This is a genomic window from Pedobacter frigiditerrae, assembly GCF_032678705.1.
GTDB lineage: Bacteria > Bacteroidota > Bacteroidia > Sphingobacteriales > Sphingobacteriaceae > Pedobacter > Pedobacter frigiditerrae_A.
In genome coordinates, this window is sequence record NZ_JAVTSS010000002.1 from 355,954 (window position 1) to 379,449 (window position 23,496).

A 23,496-nucleotide genomic window follows, 5' to 3' on the forward strand; every position below is an offset into this window, starting at 1 on the left:
CTTTATTGTTATATTGTTTGTCACCCTTTCTCAAATCTCACATCTCAATACGCACATCTCTCTTAAAACTCCATCAAATAAGCCTTCAGGAAATCATTAATATCACCATCTAAAACTGCTTGTGGGTTAGATGTTTGAAAATTAGTCCTATGGTCTTTTACTCTCCTATCATCTAATACATAACTTCTAATTTGCGAGCCCCATTCAATTTTCTTTTTAGAACCTTCAATTAAAGCAGTTTCTTCATCACGTTTTCTTTGTTCAATTTCATAAAGTTGCGATTTCAGTAAACGTAATGCATTTTCTTTATTCTGTAACTGCGACCTCGATTCTTGATTCTTTATGATGATACCAGAAGGTTTGTGATATAAACGAACAGCAGTTTCTACTTTGTTTACGTTTTGTCCACCTGCACCACCAGCCCTAAAGGTTTCAAATTCTACATCAGCAGGATTAATGTCAATGTTAATGGTATCATCAACCAAGGGATAAACATAAACCGATGCAAAAGAAGTATGTCGGCGAGCGTTAGAATCGAATGGAGAAATCCTTACTAAACGATGTACACCATTTTCTCCTTTAAGGTAACCATAAGCAAACTCGCCAGCAATTTCTATCGTTACCGATTTAATACCAGCAACTTCGCCTTCGTTATAATCTTGCTCTGTTACTTTGTAACCATTTTTCTCTGCCCACATTAAGTACATTCGCATTAGCATATAAGCCCAATCGCAACTTTCTGTTCCGCCAGCACCAGCCGTAATTTGAACTACGGCATTTAAAGAATCTTGCTTGGTTTTGAGCATATTTTTCAACTCCAAGTCTTCAACTTCCTTTAAACTTAAATCAAATTGTTCTTGTAATTCTTGCTCCGTGGCGTCGCCATTTTGGAAAAAGTCGAAAAGCACCTCAGCATCTTCTACAGCTGCATTGGCTTTTTGCCATCCATCAGTCCATATTTTTTTTGCATTAATTGCTGCAATATGTTTTTCAGCTTTTTTCGGGTCGTCCCAAAAATTTGGTTGCAAGGTGAGTTCTTGCTCAATACGAATATCTTCTAATTTCTCTTCAACGTCAAAGATACCTCCTCAGCGACGTTACCCTGTCCCTTAAATCCTGTACTTGTTCTTTAGTCATAATGGCAAATATAAAGAATTGTTTAATTGGTTAATTGCTTAATTGTTGAAGAGCATACCAACGTTTATAACAATTACTTTTTCATCCCCATATAGTCCAATGTCAAATTGCACAAAGCTTTTACGCCTAATGTAAACCCACTTTCATCTAAAAAGAAATCTGGTGTATGATGAGATGGTGCTTTCAAATGATCTTGGTCTTTCGGCATTCCGCCTAAGAAGAAAAACAATCCAGGCACTTTTTCTTGATAAAACGAGAAATCTTCGGCGCCTGTAACTGGCCCTTTTAATTTTACGTTGGCAGCACCAGCAGTAGATTGTAAACTCGGTAACATTTTTTCAGTTAAGGCAATATCATTAAATGTTACTGGATAGTGTGCACTGTAAGGAATAAGTACTTCAACTTTTGCACCTGCTGCTTCACCAGTTTTTACCGCAATAGTTTTAATACGTTCAATAAACATTTTTTCGTCCTCAGGTGTGAAGTTTCTTACTGTACCTAACATTTCTACTTTTTCAGGTATGATGTTAGACCTTACTCCACCTTGAATAGAGCCAATGGTTACAACACCAGGGTTTTCAGTAACATTTAAGTTTCTGCTTACAATGGTTTGCAAGCTATTAATGATTTGTGCAGAAACCACAATTGGATCTACACTACTCCAAGGGTAAGCTCCATGTGCCTGTTTACCTGTTACCGTAATTTTCATATCGTTAACAGCTGCCATTGTACCACCTGGGCGATAGGTAATTTGACCAACGGGCGTTTGAGAATTGATATGCAGACCAAAAACAACATCTACTTTTGGATTTTGTAAAACTCCTTCTTTAACCATTAACTCTGCACCACCTTCTTCACCAACGGGCGCACCCTCTTCTGCAGGTTGGAAAATAAATTTAACAGTTCCAGTAATGTCTTTTTTCATTCCTGCTAAAACCTCAGCAACGCCCATTAAAATGGCCATGTGGCTATCGTGTCCACAAGCATGCATTACGCCAACTTCTTGTCCGTTATAAGTTGTTTTAACTTTAGATGCAAAAGGTAATGGCTGTCTTTCTGTTACGGGTAAGGCATCCATATCTGCTCTTAAAGCTACAACTGGGCCAGGTTTGCCACCAACTAAAACACCAACTACTCCTGTTTTAGCAACCCCTGTTTTAACTTCTATTCCTAAGTTTTTTAAATGTTTAGCTATGATTTCCGCTGTGCGTACTTCGTTATTTCCTAATTCTGGATGTTCGTGAAAATCTCTACGCCAATTGATTACTTTTTCTGCTAAGGCATCAGCTCGTTTACCAACTTCTGCTTTTTGAGGATTATTTTGAGCACAAACAAATAAAGGACTGGCTAATAATGCAAGGAGTAGTATTTTTTTCATGAAAATTTATTTAAAGCTTAAATATATGTTTTATAACACATTTATCTCACCTAGTTATTTAACATTTTGTAGATTTACAGTATAAACATTCAGTTATGCTTCCAAAAATAGATTTTACAACAACAAACGCTTACAAGTACTTAGCAGATCACTTCATTGATATTACCGAAACGGATTTAAAAGCATTATTTGTGCAAGATCCTGAACGGTTTGAGAAATTCTCTATTTTATTTGAGGATATTTTAATCGATTTTTCTAAAAATAGAATTAATGATACCACACTTGCCCTACTTATTCAGTTGGCTCATGAGTGTAAGCTAGATGAAGCCATTAAGGCGATGTATAGTGGCGATAAAATCAATCAGACTGAAGATAGACAGGTTTTACACATCGCCCTACGTAACCAAGGTAACAAAGCAATTTTAGTTGAAGGCAAAGATGTAATGCCTGATGTAAATGCTGTTTTAGCCAAGATGGAAAAATTCAGCAATGCTATTATTTCTGAAGAATGGAAGGGCTATACTGGCAAAGCAATTACAGATATTGTAAACATAGGTATTGGCGGTTCAGATTTAGGTCCAGTAATGGTAACTGAGGCTTTAAAAGCTTATAAAACGAGATTAAACTTACATTTTGTTTCCAATATAGATGGTACGCATCTTGCGGAAACATTGAAAGAGGTAGATCCCGAAACGACTTTATTTTTGGTAGCCTCTAAAACATTCACTACGCAAGAAACAATGACTAATGCACACAGTGCAAGAGAATGGTTCTTAAAAAGTGGGGCAAAAACCGAAGATATAGCTAAACATTTCGCTGCGCTTTCTACCAATGCAAAAGATGTATCTGCTTTTGGCATTGATACCGAAAATATGTTTGAATTTTGGGATTGGGTTGGCGGTCGTTATTCGCTTTGGAGCGCTATCGGTTTGTCAATCTCATTAGGCATTGGATTTGATAATTTCAAACAATTGTTAGCTGGTGCACACGCAAGTGATGAACATTTCCAACACACTCCGTTTGAGCAAAATGTTCCTATAATTTTAGGCTTATTGGGTATTTGGTATATCAACTTTTTTGGAGCAGAAACACAGGCCATTTTACCTTACGACCAATATATGCATCGATTTGCGGCATACTTCCAACAGGGAGATATGGAGAGCAATGGTAAACACGTAGACAGAAACGGTAATGTTGTTGATTATGAAACTGGACCAGTTATTTGGGGCGAACCAGGAACGAATGGGCAGCATGCTTTTTATCAATTAATTCATCAGGGCACAAAATTAATTCCTTGTGATTTCATCGCTCCTGCTCAAAGTTTAAACCCATTAGGAGATCATCATCCAATTTTATTGTCTAATTATTTTGCTCAAACTGAAGCTTTGATGAATGGCAAAAGCCAAGAAGAAGTGGAAAAAGAGCTAAGAGAGTCCGGAAAGTCCGAAAGTCAGGTGAAGGAATTAGCGCCATTTAAAGTATTTGATGGCAACAGACCAACCAATTCAATTTTATTGAAAAAGGTAACGCCTTATTCTCTAGGAAGCCTGATTGCACTGTATGAGCACAAAATATTTGTACAAGGCATTATTTGGAACATCTTTAGTTTTGACCAGTGGGGAGTTGAATTGGGTAAACAGTTGGCTCAAAAAATTCAACCAGAATTAAAAGATGATGCAAAAGTTACTTCACATGACTCCTCTACAAATGGATTAATTAATCAGTATAAGAATTGGAGAAAGTAATAGTTCATTAGTCATTGGTTCATTAGTTCAATAACCAAAGAGCCTAATATGCAATCGCCATTTAGTTGATTTTATTCAATTGAATGGCGATTTTTCTTTATAAGAAATTTTTATTCTTAAATTTCTTTATATGCTAGCAACCTTTTTTAAAAAGCTGGCGTAACTGCAAATATCAAACAAACCCTAATTGAAAATATTTTGCTAACACCCGAACTAATCAATGGTTGTATCAATAAAGACAGAAGAAGTCAGAAGGACCTCTATCGACTTTATTATGGCTATTCGATGAGGATATGTTTAAGATATGCAAAGAATAAAGATGAGGCGGTTGAAATAGTCAATGATGGATTTATGAAGGTATTTATGAATATGCATAAGTACGACAAGCAACGCTCATTTAATGCTTGGATTAGCACCATCATGATTAACACTTCAATTGATTATTACAGGAGTAGAATTAGAAAAATAGAGATGGAAGAGCTAAATGCTAAGCACGAGGTGGAAGATAGTGAGAACATTCTTTCCCATTTAAATTATGAGGACCTAATTAAGCTGGTTCAAAAACTCTCTTATGCTTACAGAACAGTTTTTAATCTATTTGCTATTGATGGTTTTTCTCATGAAGAGATTTCAGAAATGTTATCAATTTCTGTTGGCACCTCTAAATCAAACTTATTTAAGGCTAGGGAAAATTTAAAAAAGATGTTAACAGAAACGCCGAACCCAAGCTTACAAAAAATTAACTATTAAAATGAAAGAGTTAAACGATAAAGACTTTGATAAAGCTTTTAAAACTAGGATAACAGAAGAGTTACCTGAGTTTGAGGAAGAATCATGGTTAAAGATGGAGAAGAAATTGCGCAAAAGGGAGCAATTTATTTATTATAGGTATGCTAGTATCTTATTGGTATTACTTTCATTTGGAATGGGCTTTTATTTATTAAACTCAGAAAACAAAGCTGATTCTATCGTTTATAAAAAAGGGAATGGCAAAGAGAACAAAAATGTGGTTAAACCATTAACTACATCTGAAGACTTAAAAACCGCCCACAACGATAAAAAATCAATTGAAAGTTCTAATCAAACACCTAATTTAAAAAGACATTTTTTTGAAAATAGATCAACTAGCATTGTTCCTATTAAGAATGAAAAATTCAATCCCATGGAAAGTTTTGTTGCTCAAAATCCATCAAATACCATCAATACAAAAACACAGGGCGCCATAATCAAAATACAGCAACCAGCAGATCAAATAATACAAAATGCAGTTGTTAATCCAGATGCAAATATCACTCAAACTGATACTGGCTTAGTTAAATCGAAAAACAATATTCGGACAAAAATAAAGAGGAAAATTCCGATTAGCGTAGCAATTGTAGCTGGCCCAGATTTTAGTTCTACCAGCTCTTTGATTGGTGGCAAAACGGGTGTAAGCATTGGTGCGATGGTTGCTGTGGGCTTAACAAAGAAATTAAGCATACAAACCGGAATAAGTTATGGCAGTAAAAACTATACCAGTAGTGCTTATAAATATACTTTTCCGAATGCCAACATTAACAAAACATCGTTTACGGGGATAGACGCTGCTTGTGAGGTAGTGGAAATTCCTTTAAAGGCATCTTATAATATTAGTGAGAACCAGAAAAGAAGCATTGAATTAAATGCTGGCCTCTCGAGCTATTTGATGGTGAAAGAAAACTATGTTTTCAAATACACAAAAGAATCAAACAGAGCGGATAGAATTACCGATGTGGCCAATGCCAATCAGCACTATTTAAGTGTGGTGGAATTGTCAGCTACTTATAACATCAAACTAAAAAATAAAAGTCTTGCCTTTGGTATAGAGCCTTACGTTAAAATTCCAATAACTGGGATTGGCGAAGGAAACGTGCCTTTAAAGTCCAGTGGTGTATCCTTAAAACTGCGTTATGATTTCAATAAAAAACAGTAAGTACTTACTCTTGGTGCTTTTTTACTTCGCATTTATCTATGCTGCAAGTGCACAAACATTTGTAGGAAAGAACATCAAGGTTAACATTTTTTCATCCACACCTGTTGAAGATATTAAAGCAGCTAGTTCTAGTGGAGCAGCTGTGTTAATTGCTCAAAAGCAAGAACTTGCAGTACAGGTAAACATCAAAAGTTTAGAGTTTGATAAAAAGTTAATGCAGGAACACTTTAATGAAAACTACATGGAGAGTGACAAATATCCTACTGCAAAATTTAAAGGTATAATAAGCCCGAAAATTGATTGGACAAAGGATGGTGAATATAACGTTACAGCCAAAGGAACATTAAATGTGCATGGAGAAGACCAAGTGAGAAGCATAACTGGAAAATTGAGCATAAAAAATGGTGTTGTTAATCTCTATTCAAGCTTTGATGTGGCTTGCGCTGCCCATCAAATTAAAATACCAAGTTTGGTTTTCACTAAAATAGCCGAAGTAATTAAAGTTACAATCCAAGGAACGTTAAACCCTCTAAATAAATGAGTATGAACAAGTCTAAATTATTTATTTACCTCTTTTTAGTATTGCTGTTTCTAGTGGTTAGAGCTAGTGCCCAATCTGCAGATTCACTACTAAACACTTTGGATAACTCAAAAAAGTTCAACAAAGTTGAATCGACTTTTAAGGCGACACATATTGTATTATCACATTCTACAGAAACACAAAAGAAACACGATTTAGATTTAAGAATTCGCCATCATTTCGGCGATATTGGAGGTGAATTTGGAAGTGCACATACACTTTATGGATTAGATGTTGCGACAGATTTATTTATTGGATTAGATTATGGCGTGAGTGATAAACTAACGATTGGCTTTGGAAGAAGTAAACACGATGAGCTTTTAGATTTATACATCAAACAAAAATTGATAGAGCAACAAAAAGATGGCGGATTACCATTTAACTTAACATTTTTAGCGCAGGTTGGCTTAGTGGCGAGAGAACCTTTTGCCTCAACAGAATTTGCAAATTATAGCGATAGGTTAACTTATTTAATTCAGCCCATTATCTCAAGAAAGTTCTCTTCAAGAATTTCTTTACAAGTTATGCCATCTTATTTAATTCGTTCGGTAAGTGCCGAGCCCAATGACCCGAACAATTTATTTTCTGTGGGATTTGCTGGGAGATTTAAGCTAACCAAACGCCTGTCATTTGTAGCAGATTATACACTCATTAATGGTTTATCAAGAAAAGAAAATTTGGTAACGCCGTTGTACAATCCACTAGGTGTGGGTTTAGAGATTGAAACAGGTGGACATATTTTCTCTCTCAACTTCATGAATTCTGAGTTTATAACTGAAAATAATTTTATAGCTAATACTAAAAAATCATGGACCGAAGGTGGAGTTCGATTCGGTTTCACCATCTCTAGAAATTTCAGCTTATTTAAATCTAAGAATAAGGACCCTAATACAAAATCAACTATTTACTAAAACTAAAATTTTATGGAACGTAATGAATTTATCAAGTCGCTAGGACTTGGGATTGCATTGGTATGCACTGGAAGTTGCATGACTGGATGCGGAAGTAAAGGCGAAGACCCTACTCCATCACCTGGTGGTGGGGGAGGTGGCGGTGGCTCGGCTGGCACAAAGGTTAATATAGATTTAGGTTCTCAATTATTAACGGTAGGTGCATTTGTGGCTTCTGGAGGTGTTTTATTTATCAGAACAGCAACTGGTAACTCTTCAAGCTCTTTTGTGGCCACGCAAGCTTTATGCCCACATCAAGGAGGTACGCTGAACTGGGTGCAGGCTAGCAATGTTATTCAATGTAGTTTGCACAGCTCTAAATATACAACCACTGGTAGCATTGTAGCGCAGCCAAATGATGGAGGAACTACCTCTGCACTAAAAGTATATGCACTGGCTGTATCTGGAACCACATTAACAGCAACAATTTCATAGTTTTAAGGTTAATCTACGAGATTGCTATTTTCTTGCAGGTTAACCTTTTTTAATTTCATTTATGGATTCCGAATGATTTTATAATCATTAGTGCAAGTCAACGTTTTAGTTAAACTATTAATTGGCTAAATTGTTAATCATTATATCATTCATTTTATGAAATTAATACAAAAATTAGGACTTATTGCTTTAAGCGTTCTCGCATTTAACGCAAGCGCACAAACTGATAAAGCTACCACAAGCCGCATAGTAGACGATAAAAATTATGTTTTTGTCGCGACAAATGCAATGCCTTTAAATAGCACCGACATTAATAACATTTTGAATAAAATGCCTGGAGGTAATAATGGTGGAAATATTTCACTTACTGGCGGAAATTATGATGTTGCAGTATCTTCAGATAGCTTGGTCGTTTATCTGCCGTATTATGGAAGAGCGTACTCTGTATCTATGAATAATGACGATAATGGTTATCGTTTTAAGTCGAAGAAATTTACATACGAAACTAAAAAACGCAAAAAAGGTGGCTGGGATATACAAATTTCAACACAAGATGTGAGAAACAATGTGAGGATGACCTTGAATATAAGTGAAAACGGTTACGGCACGCTTAGCGTTATAAGCAATGACAAACAATCTATTTCTTATAACGGATATTTAAGCGAGCCTAAAAAGGATAAAAGCTAATCTTATTTGGCCAAAATATTATCGAGTTTAATCTCGTAAAGCTTCGGCCATTTTTTTCCTCCTACAAATAAGCGTTTGCCTTTTGCATCCCAAGCTATCCCGTTTAAAACGTTATTCTGTTTCTCATCATCTGTTTTAAAGAAATTTTGAGGCACTAATGATGATAAATCTAATTCTGCTTCAACCATACCAGTAAGCGGGTCAATTATTACAATTTTACTAGTTAAATAAACGTTGGCATAAATTTTCCCGTTTATATATTCTAATTCATTTAAGCTTTCTACCGGTCCATTCTCGTTATAAACCTCTAAATATCCTTCTTCCTTAAACGTATTCGCATTCATTTTCCAGATGCGATTTGTTCCGTCTGTTCTAAGAATTTGTTTGCCATCAAATGTTAAGCCCCAACCCTCTCTACTGCTTCCGTAGGGGAATGTTCCAATTTGCTTAAAAGTTTTTGCATCGAAAATAAAACCGATACTTTCTTGCCAAGTAAGCATGATAATTTTATCACCTATTTTTAAAGAACCTTCACCAAAATATTGCGGTTCTAATTTTGTTCTTTGTAGTGTTTTACCCGATTTTAAATCGACCCATTTCAATTCTGACGCACCTTTTTCTCCAGTGCTTTCTAATAATTTACCATCGACATAGGCTAACCCTTCTGTGTAAGCCGTAGTATCATGTGGAAATGAGTTTACCACTTTATAGCTTAATTTAACCGGCGCTTTGTTTGATTTTAAAACAATGTTGGTCGAAATGGTATCTTTTTTCTCACCCTGTGTTACAATTGCACTTATCATTCTGTAACCCAAAGGCAATCCTTTTGTAGGTAGTAGAACAGAATCTGCATTACTTTTGGTAGAAATAACAGTACTATCCAATAAATAAACTACCGAGCTTATTTTTGCATCTTTTGGCGCATCAAGCTTGATGTTAATTTCATCGCCTACTTTAAAATTCTGACCTTGGTCTGGAGCGCTAAATGATAAGGACATCTCTTTTTCATCCTTACATCCAATGGTGATACAAGCTAAAATAGCAAAGCTGAAAATTATTCCCCACTGGGATAAAAATGATTTTTTAGGAAGGCCAAAATGCATCTTCAATATGTTTTATGGTATAATTATTTTGTTTATTAAAAAGAACTGAAACGATATCAAATCGGATTTCTCCTTGATGATTCATCAATTCTATGTATTCATTTGCTGCTAAATCCATTTGTTTCTGTTTAGCCAGACTTACAAAATCTTCTGGTAAGCCAAATGAAACGGAGCTTCTTGTTTTTACTTCTACAAAGATGATTTGTTTATTGATATATGCAATTAAATCAACTTCAGCTTTGCCATGAACCCAATTTTCATCTAATATTTCATAACCTAATTGCTCTAGGTATTGTTTTGCAATAGCTTCGCCTTTAAAACCTAAATCGTTGTGTTGAGCCATTTTAGTAAAGAGTAATTGGATTTATTCTAAGATGACATTCCCTAAATAACTAGCGATTGACATTTCTACTCGTTTAATTAAAATACATTTGTTTAGAATAATATCAATATTTACAGGGTCAGTTTCGGTTTTAAGCTCATTAACAACTTTTTTCTTTATTTCTCCAATCTTCTTTTTCTTAAGGTAATAGATACCATCAAGAATAGTTTTTTTCAAATGCCCTGATTCGTGCCTCACATAAATATTATGCCTATTTTCCCAGTTTGGGCTTAGTTCATATGGCGATGTGGTAACATTTATTGAAACATTTGCTACATCTTTATCCTCATTGTGTATAAAAGTGTTTATTGTAGGTAAACTACCTTTCTCTATGCTATCCCAGTAATGCTTAATTATTCTATCAAGTAACCCACTTTTGAATACCACATCGGTAAGGTTTTGCATGATAAAAGAACCAATATACATATTGTCAGTTTCATCCCAATAAACCAATTCATGTCCATAAGCTATTAATAACCGCAAAATTTCCATTTCTTGTTCTTTATCTTCATCAGAAGTTGGAATTTCTACAATTGGCTCATAGTCATCGGCTAAAAAATCTGCAGGCGGCATATCTGGATGTTGCTGATATTGCTGTCTGCCTTGCGGAGCGGAAGCCTTTTTCAGCTTTGCTGCCCTCATGGTATTGAGCTCGCTTAGCAAAACCCTTTCTTCGATTTGAAGCAAACTGCTACACTCACGGATAAATACCGAAGCTTTAATATTGTCTGGAATTTTAGCGATGCTCTCTACAATATCACGAATGATACCTGCTCGTTTAATAGGGTCATTCCCAGCTTCAGCTAAAAGTATATTGGCTTTGTATAAAATGAAATCTTTACGATTATCTTCTATATACGTTTTAAATGCACCAGCTCCAACTTTGTGCATGTAAGAATCGGGATCATCCCCAGCTGGGAAAGAAACAACTTTAACGTTCAATCCTTCCTCCAAAATCATATCCAAGCCTCGTAAAGATGCTTTTATACCTGCTGCATCTCCATCATAAAGAATGGTTACATTTTGGGTAAAACGACCAATTAACCTAATCTGCTCAATTGTTAGGGATGTTCCTGATGAGGCAACAACATTTTCAATATTAGCTTGATGTACAGAAAGCACATCGGCGTAACCTTCTACCAAATAACAATTATCTTGGTCGCGGATGGCTTTTTTAGCATGGAACAAACCATAAAGCACATTCGATTTATGGTAAATCTCACTTTCTGGTGAGTTTACATATTTCGGAACATTTTTATCAGTCTTTAAAGTTCTGCCACCAAATCCTATAACTCTACCAGTAAAGTTATGGATAGGAAACATGACCCGACCTCTAAATCTATCGTATAACTTGCCCTTATCATTTCTGATGGCTAGGCCTGTTTTCTCTAAAAATTCTTCTGCATGTTTGTTTTTAACGGCATCTTGAGTTAATGCATCCCAAACATCAGGTGAATAACCGAGGTTAAACTTCTTAAGGATATCTTCTCTAAAACCACGTTCCTTAAAATAGCTCAAACCAATAGTTTTACCCTCTTGGCTATTCCACATTTGGTCTTCGAAATAATTAGCAGCAAATTGAGAAACAATGTATAAACTCTCTCTTGCATTTTGAGCTTCAACATCTTGAACGGATTCTACCGTTTCTTCAACCTCAATATTGTATTTATTGGCTAAAAACTTAAGCGCTTCGGGATAGGAGTATTTCTCATGCTCCATGATAAAGCGAACAGAATCTCCACCTTTACCACAACCAAAACATTTGTAAATTCCTTTAGTAACAGAAACGTGAAATGAAGGTGTTTTCTCTCCGTGAAATGGGCAATTGCCGATAAGGCTTGTCCCACGTTTTTTTAAATGCACAAAATCGCCTACCACCTCTTCAATGCGGGCGGTATCCATTATTTTGTCTATGGTTTCACGGTTTATCACTTTTAAGTATAAACTTTTAGTATAAGGTATAAAGACTGATTGTCACATTTTCCATCTTACATCTTACTTTTTCCATTATTTAATAAAAGGTAACATCTGCTCTGCTACAAATTTATTTCCAGCCTCGTTTAAGTGTACTTTATCAGTTGTTAAAATACCTCTGTCTTTATCTTCTGTGTTATTTGCAGCTTCATAATCTATAAATGCTTTTCTCAAATCGCATAGCGGAAGATTATTTTTTGTAGCTAAGTCTCTAATACCTGCCGCATATTTATCTAAATCACCATCAATTTCATTAGTGCCATTTTTCTTTTCACCAATTACCGAAGGTGTACAAAGCACAACTTTACTTCCTTTAGCCTGAATTTTATTAATTAGTGCTTGATAAAACTTTAAATATTTATCGTAATCTGTGCCTGTTTTAGCGCCTAATTTATGCCAAACATCATTTATACCAACGTAGATGAAAACTAAATCTGGTTTTTTGTTTAGTACATCATCTTCCATTCTAAGGTAAAGATCATATACTTTATTACCTCCTATACCAGCTCCAATTAATTCGAACTTTGTAGAATCAACTTGTTTTTTAAGGAGGCTGATGTAACCATTTGCTTTCATCCCTTGTTGTGTGATAGAATCACCAAAGAAGATTACTTTTTTAGGTTTTGGCTTCATAGCGATACTTAAAAATAAAACAGCAATTGCAGCTATTAAAGTGCCTGATTTAATGTATTTATTCATCATTTTATTTGGTTATTTTAAAATCTAAATCTTGAAAATCGAAACTAAAATCTGTCAAAGGAGAAATGGCTTCCATCTTAAATCCATCCGCAGTTGCGGTATTATCCAAACTGAAATTCACAAAGGCATCTGCATCCAAGCTTCTATCATACCATTTGACTATAAATGTATTTCCTTTGTAATAGGTCATGTCACCTTTTAGTTTTGGCGAATTTTTGGCTTGAAAGTGCATTTTACCATTTACTTCACTTATCGTCACATCACCAAACCAAGCATCTTTAAACGTGCCTAAATATTTTTTAACGTCTGGTTTTGATGTATTTACTTTTTGAATAGCTGCAATATCTGCCCAAGTTTTATCTACAATTTGTTTAGCTTGTTTTTCATTAGCCAATCTGTTATCGTTATAGAGTTTAATTCTATCAGTCATTTTTGTATCTAAATAACCATCTCTAATAGAACTAGTTATCGAGTTGAACGCAGCTCCAGATTGTTGATTTGTTAGAACGATAATTCCTAATTTCAATTCTGGAAGGATGGTTACTTGAGTTACAATTCCTGATAGTCCGCCAGTATGAGTTGCTTGAAATTTACCTTTCACATTACTTAGAAACCAACCCAAGCCATAACTATTGAAAGCACCTTGAGCGCCACCGCCATTTATAATCGTTTGCGGTGTCCACAGTTCTTTTGCAACTGCAGGACTGAATAATTTTTTATCTGAATTGTCGCCGTATTTTCCGCCATTTATCATAGCTGTAACCCATTTGCTCATGTCAGTTACGCTAGAATAAATTCCTCCTGCGGCATTGGCTACTTCTCCAAAGCTTAAACCTACAGGCAATAATTTATCCTCATAGGGAGCGTGACCATCAATTACATTTGATTTATCTTTTAAGCGATACCAAGAAGCAGCCGTTTTATTCATCCCCAAAGGTTTGATGATTCTAGTTTCAATAAAATCTTCATAAGTAATACCTGAAACCCTTGCTACTACATCACCTGCAACGATGTATAGTAAATTATCATAATCATATTTGGTACGGAAAGACGAAACAGGTTTCAAATAACGCAGATTATGTATCAATTGCTTCTTATCAACTGTTGATGAATCTGGCCAAATCATTAAATCACCAGCACCTAAACCCAAACCACTTCTATGCGTTAACAAATCTCTTATGGTAAACTCGTTGGTTACATAAGGGTCGTACATTTTAAACTCAGGAATTACATCTGTTACTTTTGTATCCCAAGTTATTTTTTTCTCATCTACCAACATTCCCAATGCCGCAGCGGTAAATGCTTTGGTATTTGATGCTACTCCAAATAATGTATTTTCATCAACCTTTAAATTAGTTTTAATTGAACGAACACCATAACCTTTAGCGTGAATTACTTTGCCATCTTTAATAACCGCAATAGCAATACCAGGCACATTAAAAGTAGCTAAGGCTTTTTCAGCTATGCTGTCTATTTGTTTTGATGTTAAAACTTGCGCCTTTAGGCTAACTGTAGATAACAATGCAATAACCAAAAACCATTTGGCTTTAATAGGATAAAATGAATGCATAATTTGGATTTGTTTAAACGTTTAAAGATAATAATCTTTTAGGTTTTTGGTAGTTATGAAACAAGGCTATTACTTACCTTTACCTAACTTATAATCTTTGTGAACGATTAAAAAGCTAGCCCGTTCTTCTTTTTTAAATGGATAATCCCAATTACCTTGATAAGTGATTTTTGTTGGCAATTTAACTTCATCGAAATAACTCATTTCAATGTTCATTTGCACATCAAAATCAAAAAGCATGTTACTGTATTTCATGTCCACGTAACGACCCAAAATCTGGAAATTCCGCTTATCAAAAATGGTTACCAATTCTTTAATCATCAAGCCATCTTTTGTCCAACTGCTGATATCTGGTTTTACAGAAACTTTAAAACGATATACAGGAATAGAATCTAAATAGGTTCCGCTGTAAAAAGTATAATCGTAATATTGGCGCATATTTGCTGTGAATATTTCCGTTTTACTTCCAATAAAAGGTAGATTTTTAATGGGCCTACCAGGATTAAAGATTAAAGTTTTAAGCTTGTTTTTATAGCTTTCATTTGTCCCTCCTTTTCCATCAGCCGACGGCGCATTTGGAACAAAATCTGTATTGTAGGCATTCATAAAAATGTAATCGAACATCTCTATAGTATACAACTGATATTTGCCATTCTTTTTAAAAACATTGCCACTACTTTCCTTTACCAAATATTCCATTTTATAAGGACCATCGTTATTGTGTTTTATTTTGCGATAAACTTTTCCATCAACTTTGTTCTTTTTATCATAAGAAAAGATGCGATTTTCTGCGATGAATGTATACTTTTTCATGTTGCGAAATGCGGCATAAAAACTGGTATCGTTAATCACCGCGTTAATAAAAGTTTCGATATTTAACCGTTGACCTTTAATTACAACTACAGAATCTAATTGAATAGTTTTAATGGTATCGGGGTTAAATCTATCTATTTGCTGACTTTTAGCATTTAGCAGGAGAGACGTTAAAGCTATAAGTAGAATTAGTTTTTTCATTGTATGGAAAAAATTGTTGTATTGTTAAATTGCTTTATTGTTGAGTATATCTAGTTCCCAAGTTGTTTTAAAGCAATATATGCCATTAAACCAGTAGAGGTTTTAAGTGCATCCTCATCAATATCAAAGTTTGGTGTATGAACAGAATAAGTAGTTCCTTTCTCTACGTTTCCAGTTCCTAAGCGATAAAAACAAGCATCAGTTACTTGAGAATAATAAGCAAAATCCTCAGCTGCCATCCAAATATCCAAGTCTATAACGTTTTCTGCACCTAAATATTCCTCTGCGCAAGCACGAGCATTTGCAGTTACTTTTTCCTCGTTAATTAAAAATGGATAACCTCTATGAATATCAAAAGTGCAACTGCCGCCCATACTTTCAGCAATGCCTTCAGCCATTTTTTTCATCAGCTTATGTGCTTCATTTCTCCACTCTTCATTTAGAGTTCTAAAAGTTCCTTCTAATTTCACTTCATTTGGAATGATATTAGTTGCACCATTTGCATTTACCTTTCCAAACGAAAGTACAGATGGTAAACGTGGGTCGGCATTACGACTAACAATTTGTTGTAAAGCCACAATAATATGTGCTGTAATTAAAACAGGGTCGATATTTTGATGAGGCTGTGCGCCATGACCACCTTTACCGTGAACAGTTACATATAATTCATCGGTTGATGCCATATAAATACCAGAACGGAAACCCACCTTACCAGCATCAATTAAAGGCATTACATGTTGACCAACGATAGATTGAGGTTTAGGGTTTTCTAAAACGCCTTCTTTAATCATGATACTTGCACCACCTGGCAATAACTCTTCAGCAGGTTGAAAAATCAATTTTATTGTACCTGCAAATTCATCTTTTAATTGGTTTAAAATATAAGCCGTTCCTAAAAGTGATGAAGTGTGCGCATCATGGCCACAGGCATGCATAACACCTTGATTTTTTGAGCGATATGGTTTGTCATTTGCTTCATGAATTGGCAATGCATCCATATCAGCACGCAAAGCGATGACATTATCTGATGGAATGTTGCCCTTAATTAGCCCAACAACACCTGTATTTGCCATATCCGAATATTCAATTCCCCATTTGGTTAGATGTTCTTTAACAAACAGTGAAGTTTGAAATTCTTTAAAAGAAAGTTCTGGATTAGCGTGAAGATGTTGACGATAAGCAACAACATCATTATATATTTTAGCAGCTAATTCTTGTATTTTTTGTTTCATTGTGCTTTTGGTTAAGCGGTTCATTTGATAATTAGATTAACCGATTTAAACAGTTAAACTATTTATTGGGCTCTTCTAAATCTGGAGCATTAATTTTTTCTCTAAAGATGAACAATGTTGGAAAATTTGCTCTTAACTCCGTTAATAATTTTTGAGCTTCCATTCTTGTTCTAAAATCTCCTACTCTTAAATAATAATTAGGCTCTTTGTAGCTAATGTAGGTCATTATTTTAGGGTAGAGGGCTCTAAATCTTGACTGCTCATTAAAAGCTTCCTTTCTATCTGATCCATAAAATACTTGAACTCGATATCCCATTCCATTAAATATTACAGGGCCAGTAGGATTTGTAGCGGTTGGTCTTTTGATGTTTAATTCAATCCGCTTTGCGATTAAACTATCAATTAACGGATCTTTAATAACTGTAACCTCTCCTTTTGTTTGAGCAAAGGATTGCTGAAAGCATATTAGAAAAAGTATAGATAGAAAAATTCTCATCATAATCACTCGCTAGATTGTCAATCGTTCTCTCTTCATGACAGGATAATAGTATAAAAAGAATGCCGAACTTTTTGCAAAATTCGGCATTCTTATCTTGTATTACAAATTATGCGTTTGCACCGTGACAATTTTTAAATTTCTTACCGCTTCCACATGGGCAAGGTTCGTTACGACCAATGGTTACTTCCTTACGGATAGGTTGTTGAGGAACTGCTTCTCTCGTATCTTCCATCGGCATTGCACTACTGCTAGATTGTGCAAACTCTGGTTTAGACATTTGCAACTTGCTTTGTGTACGCTTTGGTGCTTGCACTTCTCTTACATCTTCAGCATCTTGCTGAACAGGAATCCCTCCTTTATATAAGAAACTCACCACTTCCTTATTCACCACATTTAACATGCTTTTAAATAAGTTGAAAGCTTCCATTTTATAAATAATTAATGGGTCTTTCTGCTCATAAACAGCGTTTTGTACAGACTGTTTTAACTCGTCCATTTCGCGTAAATGCTCTTTCCAGCTGTCATCTATTAAAGCTAAGATGATGGTTTTTTCGAAAGCTTTGGTTACCTCACGACCATTGTTATCAATTGCTTTTTGTAAGTTAACAGGAACTTGAATGTGTCTAATTCCATCGCTAAATGGAACAACAACTTGTTCAATTTGTTGTCCTCGCTCTGCGTAAACTTGCTTTAAAACTTGCATAGACTGATTAATGATACCTTCAGATTTACGAGCGTAGAATGCTGTAACTTCCTCGAATAAAATATCAGTCAAGGTATGGATGTTTTTACCGTTAAAATCGTTTTCTGTAATTGAAGTATCTGAAGAGAAGTTTTTAATTACTTCTAATTTGAAACCTTCATAGTTGCTTTGCTCTTTATATTCAGTTACGATATCTTCAGCAACATCAAACACCATGTTGTTCATGTCAACATCTAAACGGTCGCCGAACAATGCATTTCTACGTTTTGCATAAATAACCGTACGTTGCGAGTTCATTACATCATCATACTCTAACAAACGTTTACGAACACCAAAGTTGTTTTCTTCTACTTTTTTCTGAGCACGCTCGATAGAATTGGTAATCATAGAATGTTGAATTACTTCTCCATCTTCGATACCCATTTTAACCATGATATTAGAAATACGCTCTGAACCAAATAAACGCATCAAGTTATCTTCTAATGAAACAAAGAACTGCGAAGTTCCTGGGTCACCTTGACGACCCGCACGACCACGTAACTGTCTATCAACACGACGAGATTCATGACGTTCGGTACCTACAATTGCTAAACCTCCAGCTTCTTTAACACCTGGGCCTAACTTAATATCCGTACCACGACCAGCCATGTTGGTTGCAATGGTCACTGTTCCTGCCTGACCAGCTTCTGCAACAATGTCTGCCTCTTTCTGGTGCATTTTCGCGTTTAACACATTGTGTTTAATACCACGAAGTTTAAGCATACGGCTTAACAATTCAGAAATCTCAACAGATGTTGTACCTACCAAAACTGGGCGACCAGCTTCTGTTAGTTTTACGATTTCTTCTGCAACTGCATTGTATTTTTCGCGAATGGTACGATAAACATAATCTTGCTCATCTTTACGAGCCATTACACGATTAGTAGGAATTTCTACCACGTCTAACTTGTAAATAGACCAAAACTCACCAGCTTCCGTAGTTGCTGTACCCGTCATACCGCAAAGTTTGTGGTACATACGGAAGAAGTTTTGCAAAGTAACCGTCGCGTAAGTTTGTGATGCGTCTTCTACCTTTACATTCTCTTTAGCCTCAATTGCTTGGTGCAAACCATCTGAGTAACGACGACCATCCATGATACGGCCAGTCTGCTCATCTACAATTTTAATTTTACCTTCGTCGATGATATATTCTACATCGATTTCGAATAAAGTGTAAGCTTTTAACAATTGATTTACCGAGTGAATACGTTCTGCCTTTACAGAATAATCACGCATTAAAGCATCTTTTTGAGCAATTTTCTCTTCGCTGCTTAAATCAGATTTTTCAATTTCTGCGATCGCTGTACCTACATCTGGCAAAATAAAGAAATTCGCATCTTCACCCTGTTGGGTAATTAACTCAATACCTTTTTCTGTTAACTCAACTTGGTTATTTTTTTCATCGATATAGAAGAACAACTCCGAATCTACCTTAGGCATATTCTTAGATTGGTCTGCCATGTAATGATTTTCTGTTTTCAATAAAGTCTGTCTAACACTTCCTTCACTTAAAAACTTAATTAAGGCTTTGCTCTTTGGTAAACCACGATGAGCACGTAATAATGCTAAACCACCTTCACCTTCTTCGGTTCCAGTTTTACCATCGTTAATTAATTTTTTCGCTTCATTTAATGCTGATGAAACATAAGTTTTTTGTGCATTAACCAAACGCTCGATACGAGGTTTTAATTCGTGAAACTCGTGTTGGTCTCCAAAAGGAACTGGACCAGAAATAATCAATGGTGTACGAGCATCATCAATTAATACCGAATCGACCTCATCTACCATTGCAAAGTGCAATTTACGTTGCACCAATTGGTCTGGCGTTTGAGACATGTTATCACGTAAATAATCGAAACCAAATTCGTTATTTGTTCCGTAAGTAATATCTGCTAAATAAGCATCTCTACGTTGTTGTGAGTTAGGTTCGTGTTTATCGATACAATCTACCTTTAAACCATGGAACTCAAATAAAGGACCATTCCACTCACTATCACGACGAGCTAGGTAATCATTCACGGTTACAATGTGAACACCTTGACCAGCTAAAGCATTTAAATAAGCAGGCAATGTACTTACTAAAGTTTTACCCTCACCAGTTGCCATCTCGGCGATTTTACCGCTATTTAAAACCATACCACCAATTAACTGTACATCGTAATGCACCATGTTCCAAAGAACTTCTGTTCCAGATGCATCCCATTTGTTAGCCCAAAGTGCTTTATCGCCAACAATTTTCACATTGCTTTTGCGAGCTGCATAATCTCTATCAAATTGTGTTGCGGTAACTTCTAATTGCTCATTTTCGCTTAAACGGCGAGAAGTTTCTTTAATGGTAGCAAAGGCTGATGGCATAATCTGCAACAACACTTTTTCTAACTCCACATCACGTTGTTTACCTAAAGCGTCAACCTCATCATACATTGCTGTTTTTTCTTGCAATGATAATTCTTGGTTTTCTGCGGCAGTTTTAATATCCGCTATTTTAGTATCAATTTCTGCTAATGCATCAGTAATTGTTGCTTTAAATTCAGTTGTTTTTGCACGTAATTCATCATTACTTAACGATGAAAGTTTTGCGTACTCTTCATTTATTTGTTGTACTAAAGGCTGTAGTGCTTTAATATCTCTTTCTGATTTGCTTCCAAATATCTTGGCTAAAAATCCTAACATGTTTTTATGCTTGTGTTTATATTATTTAAAAATGTACAATTTGCAACAACCAAGCCATTGCTTAATACTAAGTCAACTTGGCAGTTAAGGAATAAAAATTCCTTTCCCTCATCAGATTGATGGGGATTTATATGATGAATGAGGAACTACTACGGACTATTGTTTTTTGGCTTTTTCCTTATCGTTAAATCTGCAACGATGTGGTTATATGCGATGTGTTTTGAAACTTTAATTTCTGGCATGATGCCGATTAAAGTCAATTCACTGTATGATAAGAAGAATGGATTTCTTTGGTCGTTATGCTGATTAGCATCAACGCTTACAACATGTGAATCGATTTCTGTTTTATTGCAATAACGCTCTGTTAATAGTTTTAACCTACCAACATCTTCCGCTTTTGCGAGATGGGTAAGGCTAAAAAATACTAGCGATATGGCTACAACGTGCTTCATTCTTGCGGCAAATCTAATTTTAATCTTTTACAAACAGAAATATGATGTGATTTAATAATGGTAATATCAAAAATCTATCCAATTTTTATGGATAATTAGTTTTTTGAAAAGCAATTGCAATTCTACTATTAAAGGCAGTCGGGCTCTCGTTTCAATCTTTTTGCGCCTTGCAGGCTATGCAAAAAGGATTTCCACTAAATCCCGCCTGCCTGCCGGACAGGCAGGTTTAAAATACAGCGGCTTGTGCTCCTAGCTAAGGTGTTTTGCAACAAGCTAAGGCAAAACGATGAAATATTTAAACAAACCTATCGACACATTCACATTATTAACCGACACTTTTTTGAATTGGACACTATTTTAGGAGAATTTGGGCATTTAAAATTTATCCCTAAATTGTATGATGTTTAAAACCCAGCGATTTTTTCAATCCTTACAATTATTAATCGTTGCATCGCTTTTAATATTGCCCCTGTTAATTAGCGAAGAAGGTTTAGCTAGCATTATCAGTACTAATGCTGTAATTAAATATTCCGTTTTCTGCTTTATTTTTTTATCTATTCATTTTCTACATCGTTATTTAATATTCCCAAAGCTTTATGCAAGGCGAAAGACAATCTTATACTTTACTAGTCTATTATTAATTTTGGCTGCATTAATTTTTACAAGACCATTTGACCGATTAATGTTTGAATTAAGGCCAAAACCTAACCAAATAGATGCACCAAGAAGAGAACTACCAAACTCAACTGAAAATAGACCACCGATGGGAAATGATAGAAGAAGTGGGCCAAAAGTTGATGTTTTAAGCGTATTCCTTTTTTTAATCATCATTACTATTGAGGTAATTATAGAAACAAACAAGCAATTAAGTTTAACCACACAAAGAGCATTAAGTGCCGAAGCACAAAAAACAGAAGCTGAACTTTCTTTTTTAAAAGCACAGGTTAATCCACATTTCTTGTTTAATACGCTAAATAACATTTACACACTTGCCATTATTAAAGATGAGAATACGGCTCCATCTATCATGAAGCTGTCGAACATTATGCGTTATATTACAGATGAAGCGGGTAATGAGCTTGTATGCCTTAGAAATGAAATTGATTGCATTGAAGATTTCATCGCCCTTCATGAATTAAGATTGGGAAAAAAAACAACACTTAATTATGAATTAAAAGGTTCTTTTGAGGTTGAGAGAAAAATAGCGCCCTTAATATTAATGGCCTTTGTAGAAAATGTTTTTAAATATGGCGTTAGTAACCATAGCAGCAATAAGTTAATTATCAAATTAGCCATTGAGGACAATATTTTAAGTTTATTTTGTGAAAATTCAATTTATCCTGATAAGAAAAACACTGAAAGAAGTGGTATAGGTTTAACAAACACCAAAAAACGATTGGATTACATTTATCCCAACAAACATATTCTAGAAATTAAGGATGACAATAAATTGTTTACCGTTAAACTAACCATCCATTTATAATGAACAAAACATTACGTTGCGTTGTGGTAGACGATGAGCCATTAGCCATAGCATTAATTAAAAGTTATATCGAGGTTTCTCCCCAATTAACTTATCTAAATGATTTTGAAGATGCCATTGCCGCAGCAGAATATTTAAACCTACACAAAGTTGATTTACTCTTTCTAGATATCAATATGCCAGATATTTCTGGAATAGATTTATATCGGTCTTTAACAGATAAACCAATGGTGATATTTACTACTGCCTATAAAAATTACGCTTATGATGGTTTTGAATTAAATGCAATAGATTATCTGCTAAAACCGATTGATTACATCCGTTTTAAGAAAGCTGTAAATAAAGCTTTTGAATATTATCAACATCAAAACAAAATAGAAGTAGATGCTGACGAAAGTATTTTTGTGCATTCAGAGTATAAATTGGTTAAGATAAACTTGAAGAACATATTGTACCTAGAAAGCTTAGAAGATTATGTTAAAATACACATGGTGGATGGCACATTGATTTTAACCTTAATGCCTTTAAAAAAAATGATAGAGAAATTACCACATGATAAATTTAAGCGCATTCATAGAAGTTTTGTGGTATCAGTAGCTAATGTAAAATCGGTATTAAATAGGAAAGCTAAACTTAGTACAGGTCAAGAACTTCCGATAAGTGATACCTATGTAGATTTTATTAATGAATGGAAGAATCAGTAATAAACTCATTTAAAACATTTTAACAAAAATTAACAACTCAATTATTTACCGATACAAACAGGGCGCTTATCGAGACATTTTTGATACAGTTTAATAAAGGATTCAT

Annotated in this window: 21 protein-coding genes; 9 read left to right on the forward strand and 12 right to left on the reverse strand. The window is 35.0% G+C overall.

From position 1 onward, the window contains the following. Window positions 1–62: 62 nt before the first annotated feature. Together prfB and R2Q59_RS12195 are read right to left on the reverse strand one after the other, a co-directional pair. A protein-coding gene (gene prfB / locus R2Q59_RS12190; protein WP_316785688.1) for a peptide chain release factor 2 occupies window positions 63–1,137 on the reverse strand; the annotation gives its coding sequence in 2 pieces (ribosomal slippage) (window positions 63–1,076 and window positions 1,078–1,137; 1,074 coding nt in all). 73 nt (window positions 1,138–1,210) lie between these two features. Further along, window positions 1,211–2,515, reverse strand: coding sequence for an amidohydrolase (locus R2Q59_RS12195; protein ID WP_316785689.1), 1,305 nt, complete (start codon window positions 2,513–2,515; stop codon window positions 1,211–1,213). A gap of 95 nt (window positions 2,516–2,610) precedes the next feature. Here R2Q59_RS12195 and pgi point away from each other — a divergent pair, with 95 nt between their 5' ends. The 7 genes from pgi to R2Q59_RS12230 all read left to right on the forward strand — a co-directional run bounded on the left by pgi (window position 2,611) and on the right by R2Q59_RS12230 (window position 8,863). Further along, window positions 2,611–4,260, forward strand: a complete 1,650-nt coding sequence (pgi, locus tag R2Q59_RS12200; protein ID WP_316785690.1) for a glucose-6-phosphate isomerase — start codon at window positions 2,611–2,613, stop codon at window positions 4,258–4,260. A gap of 198 nt (window positions 4,261–4,458) precedes the next feature. Next, complete coding sequence (locus R2Q59_RS12205; RefSeq protein WP_316769307.1) at window positions 4,459–5,010, forward strand: RNA polymerase sigma factor; 552 nt, start codon at window positions 4,459–4,461, stop codon at window positions 5,008–5,010. Between the two features lies 1 nt (window position 5,011). Continuing rightward, window positions 5,012–6,211 (forward strand): hypothetical protein, encoded by a 1,200-nt coding sequence (locus R2Q59_RS12210; protein ID WP_316785691.1) that lies wholly within the window; start codon window positions 5,012–5,014, stop codon window positions 6,209–6,211. Further along, window positions 6,189–6,752, forward strand: coding sequence for a YceI family protein (locus tag R2Q59_RS12215; protein ID WP_316785692.1), 564 nt, complete (start codon window positions 6,189–6,191; stop codon window positions 6,750–6,752). The genes R2Q59_RS12210 and R2Q59_RS12215 overlap by 23 nt, the downstream gene beginning before the upstream one ends. A 2-nt stretch (window positions 6,753–6,754) precedes the next feature. After that, the gene (locus tag R2Q59_RS12220; RefSeq protein WP_316785693.1) at window positions 6,755–7,702 is read left to right on the forward strand and encodes a DUF5777 family beta-barrel protein; all 948 of its coding nucleotides are present in this window, start codon (window positions 6,755–6,757) and stop codon (window positions 7,700–7,702) included. 12 nt (window positions 7,703–7,714) lie between these two features. After that, the gene (locus R2Q59_RS12225; protein ID WP_316785694.1) at window positions 7,715–8,176 is read left to right on the forward strand and encodes a ubiquinol-cytochrome c reductase iron-sulfur subunit; all 462 of its coding nucleotides are present in this window, start codon (window positions 7,715–7,717) and stop codon (window positions 8,174–8,176) included. Between the two features lie 156 nt (window positions 8,177–8,332). Next, complete coding sequence (locus tag R2Q59_RS12230; RefSeq protein ID WP_316785695.1) at window positions 8,333–8,863, forward strand: DUF4251 domain-containing protein; 531 nt, start codon at window positions 8,333–8,335, stop codon at window positions 8,861–8,863. 2 nt (window positions 8,864–8,865) lie between these two features. Here the strand turns inward: R2Q59_RS12230 and R2Q59_RS12235 are convergent, their stop codons facing one another. The 10 genes from R2Q59_RS12235 to R2Q59_RS12280 form a co-directional block, all read right to left on the reverse strand. Continuing rightward, on the reverse strand, window positions 8,866–9,966 hold the full coding sequence (locus R2Q59_RS12235) for a glutaminyl-peptide cyclotransferase (RefSeq protein ID WP_316785696.1): 1,101 nt from the start codon (window positions 9,964–9,966) through the stop codon (window positions 8,866–8,868). Continuing rightward, the gene (locus R2Q59_RS12240; RefSeq protein WP_316785697.1) at window positions 9,947–10,309 is read right to left on the reverse strand and encodes a YraN family protein; all 363 of its coding nucleotides are present in this window, start codon (window positions 10,307–10,309) and stop codon (window positions 9,947–9,949) included. The genes R2Q59_RS12235 and R2Q59_RS12240 overlap by 20 nt, the downstream gene beginning before the upstream one ends. Before the next feature lie 21 nt (window positions 10,310–10,330). Further along, window positions 10,331–12,280 carry a DNA primase gene (gene dnaG / locus R2Q59_RS12245; protein WP_316785698.1) on the reverse strand — a complete coding sequence of 650 codons (1,950 nt, stop codon included), beginning with the start codon at window positions 12,278–12,280 and terminating at the stop codon, window positions 10,331–10,333. 75 nt (window positions 12,281–12,355) lie between these two features. After that, window positions 12,356–13,024, reverse strand: coding sequence for an SGNH/GDSL hydrolase family protein (locus R2Q59_RS12250; RefSeq protein WP_316785699.1), 669 nt, complete (start codon window positions 13,022–13,024; stop codon window positions 12,356–12,358). Between the two features lies 1 nt (window position 13,025). Beyond that, window positions 13,026–14,591 carry a serine hydrolase gene (locus tag R2Q59_RS12255; RefSeq protein ID WP_316769326.1) on the reverse strand — a complete coding sequence of 522 codons (1,566 nt, stop codon included), beginning with the start codon at window positions 14,589–14,591 and terminating at the stop codon, window positions 13,026–13,028. Window positions 14,592–14,660: 69 nt separating this feature from the next. After that, the gene (locus R2Q59_RS12260) at window positions 14,661–15,605 is read right to left on the reverse strand and encodes a hypothetical protein (protein WP_316785700.1); all 945 of its coding nucleotides are present in this window, start codon (window positions 15,603–15,605) and stop codon (window positions 14,661–14,663) included. Window positions 15,606–15,655: 50 nt separating this feature from the next. Continuing rightward, entirely contained in the window at window positions 15,656–16,837 is a 1,182-nt protein-coding gene (locus R2Q59_RS12265; RefSeq protein WP_316785701.1) for a M20 family metallopeptidase, read from the reverse strand. 58 nt (window positions 16,838–16,895) lie between these two features. Next, a complete protein-coding gene (locus R2Q59_RS12270) occupies window positions 16,896–17,336 on the reverse strand; it encodes an SPOR domain-containing protein (RefSeq protein WP_316785702.1) in 441 nt (146 codons plus the stop codon). A gap of 106 nt (window positions 17,337–17,442) precedes the next feature. Continuing rightward, entirely contained in the window at window positions 17,443–20,751 is a 3,309-nt protein-coding gene (secA, locus tag R2Q59_RS12275) for a preprotein translocase subunit SecA (protein ID WP_316785703.1), read from the reverse strand. Between the two features lie 149 nt (window positions 20,752–20,900). Continuing rightward, entirely contained in the window at window positions 20,901–21,203 is a 303-nt protein-coding gene (locus R2Q59_RS12280) for a hypothetical protein (RefSeq protein ID WP_316769336.1), read from the reverse strand. A 643-nt stretch (window positions 21,204–21,846) separates the two neighbouring features. On the opposite strand from R2Q59_RS12280, the gene R2Q59_RS12285 reads away from it, so the two are divergent. Together R2Q59_RS12285 and R2Q59_RS12290 are read left to right on the forward strand one after the other, a co-directional pair. Then, window positions 21,847–22,686: a sensor histidine kinase gene (locus R2Q59_RS12285; RefSeq protein ID WP_316785704.1), complete on the forward strand. Its 840-nt coding sequence runs from the start codon at window positions 21,847–21,849 to the stop codon at window positions 22,684–22,686. Then, window positions 22,686–23,390 carry a LytTR family DNA-binding domain-containing protein gene (locus tag R2Q59_RS12290; protein ID WP_316785705.1) on the forward strand — a complete coding sequence of 235 codons (705 nt, stop codon included), beginning with the start codon at window positions 22,686–22,688 and terminating at the stop codon, window positions 23,388–23,390. Before R2Q59_RS12285 ends, R2Q59_RS12290 begins: the two co-directional genes overlap by 1 nt. Window positions 23,391–23,496 lie beyond the last annotated feature (106 nt).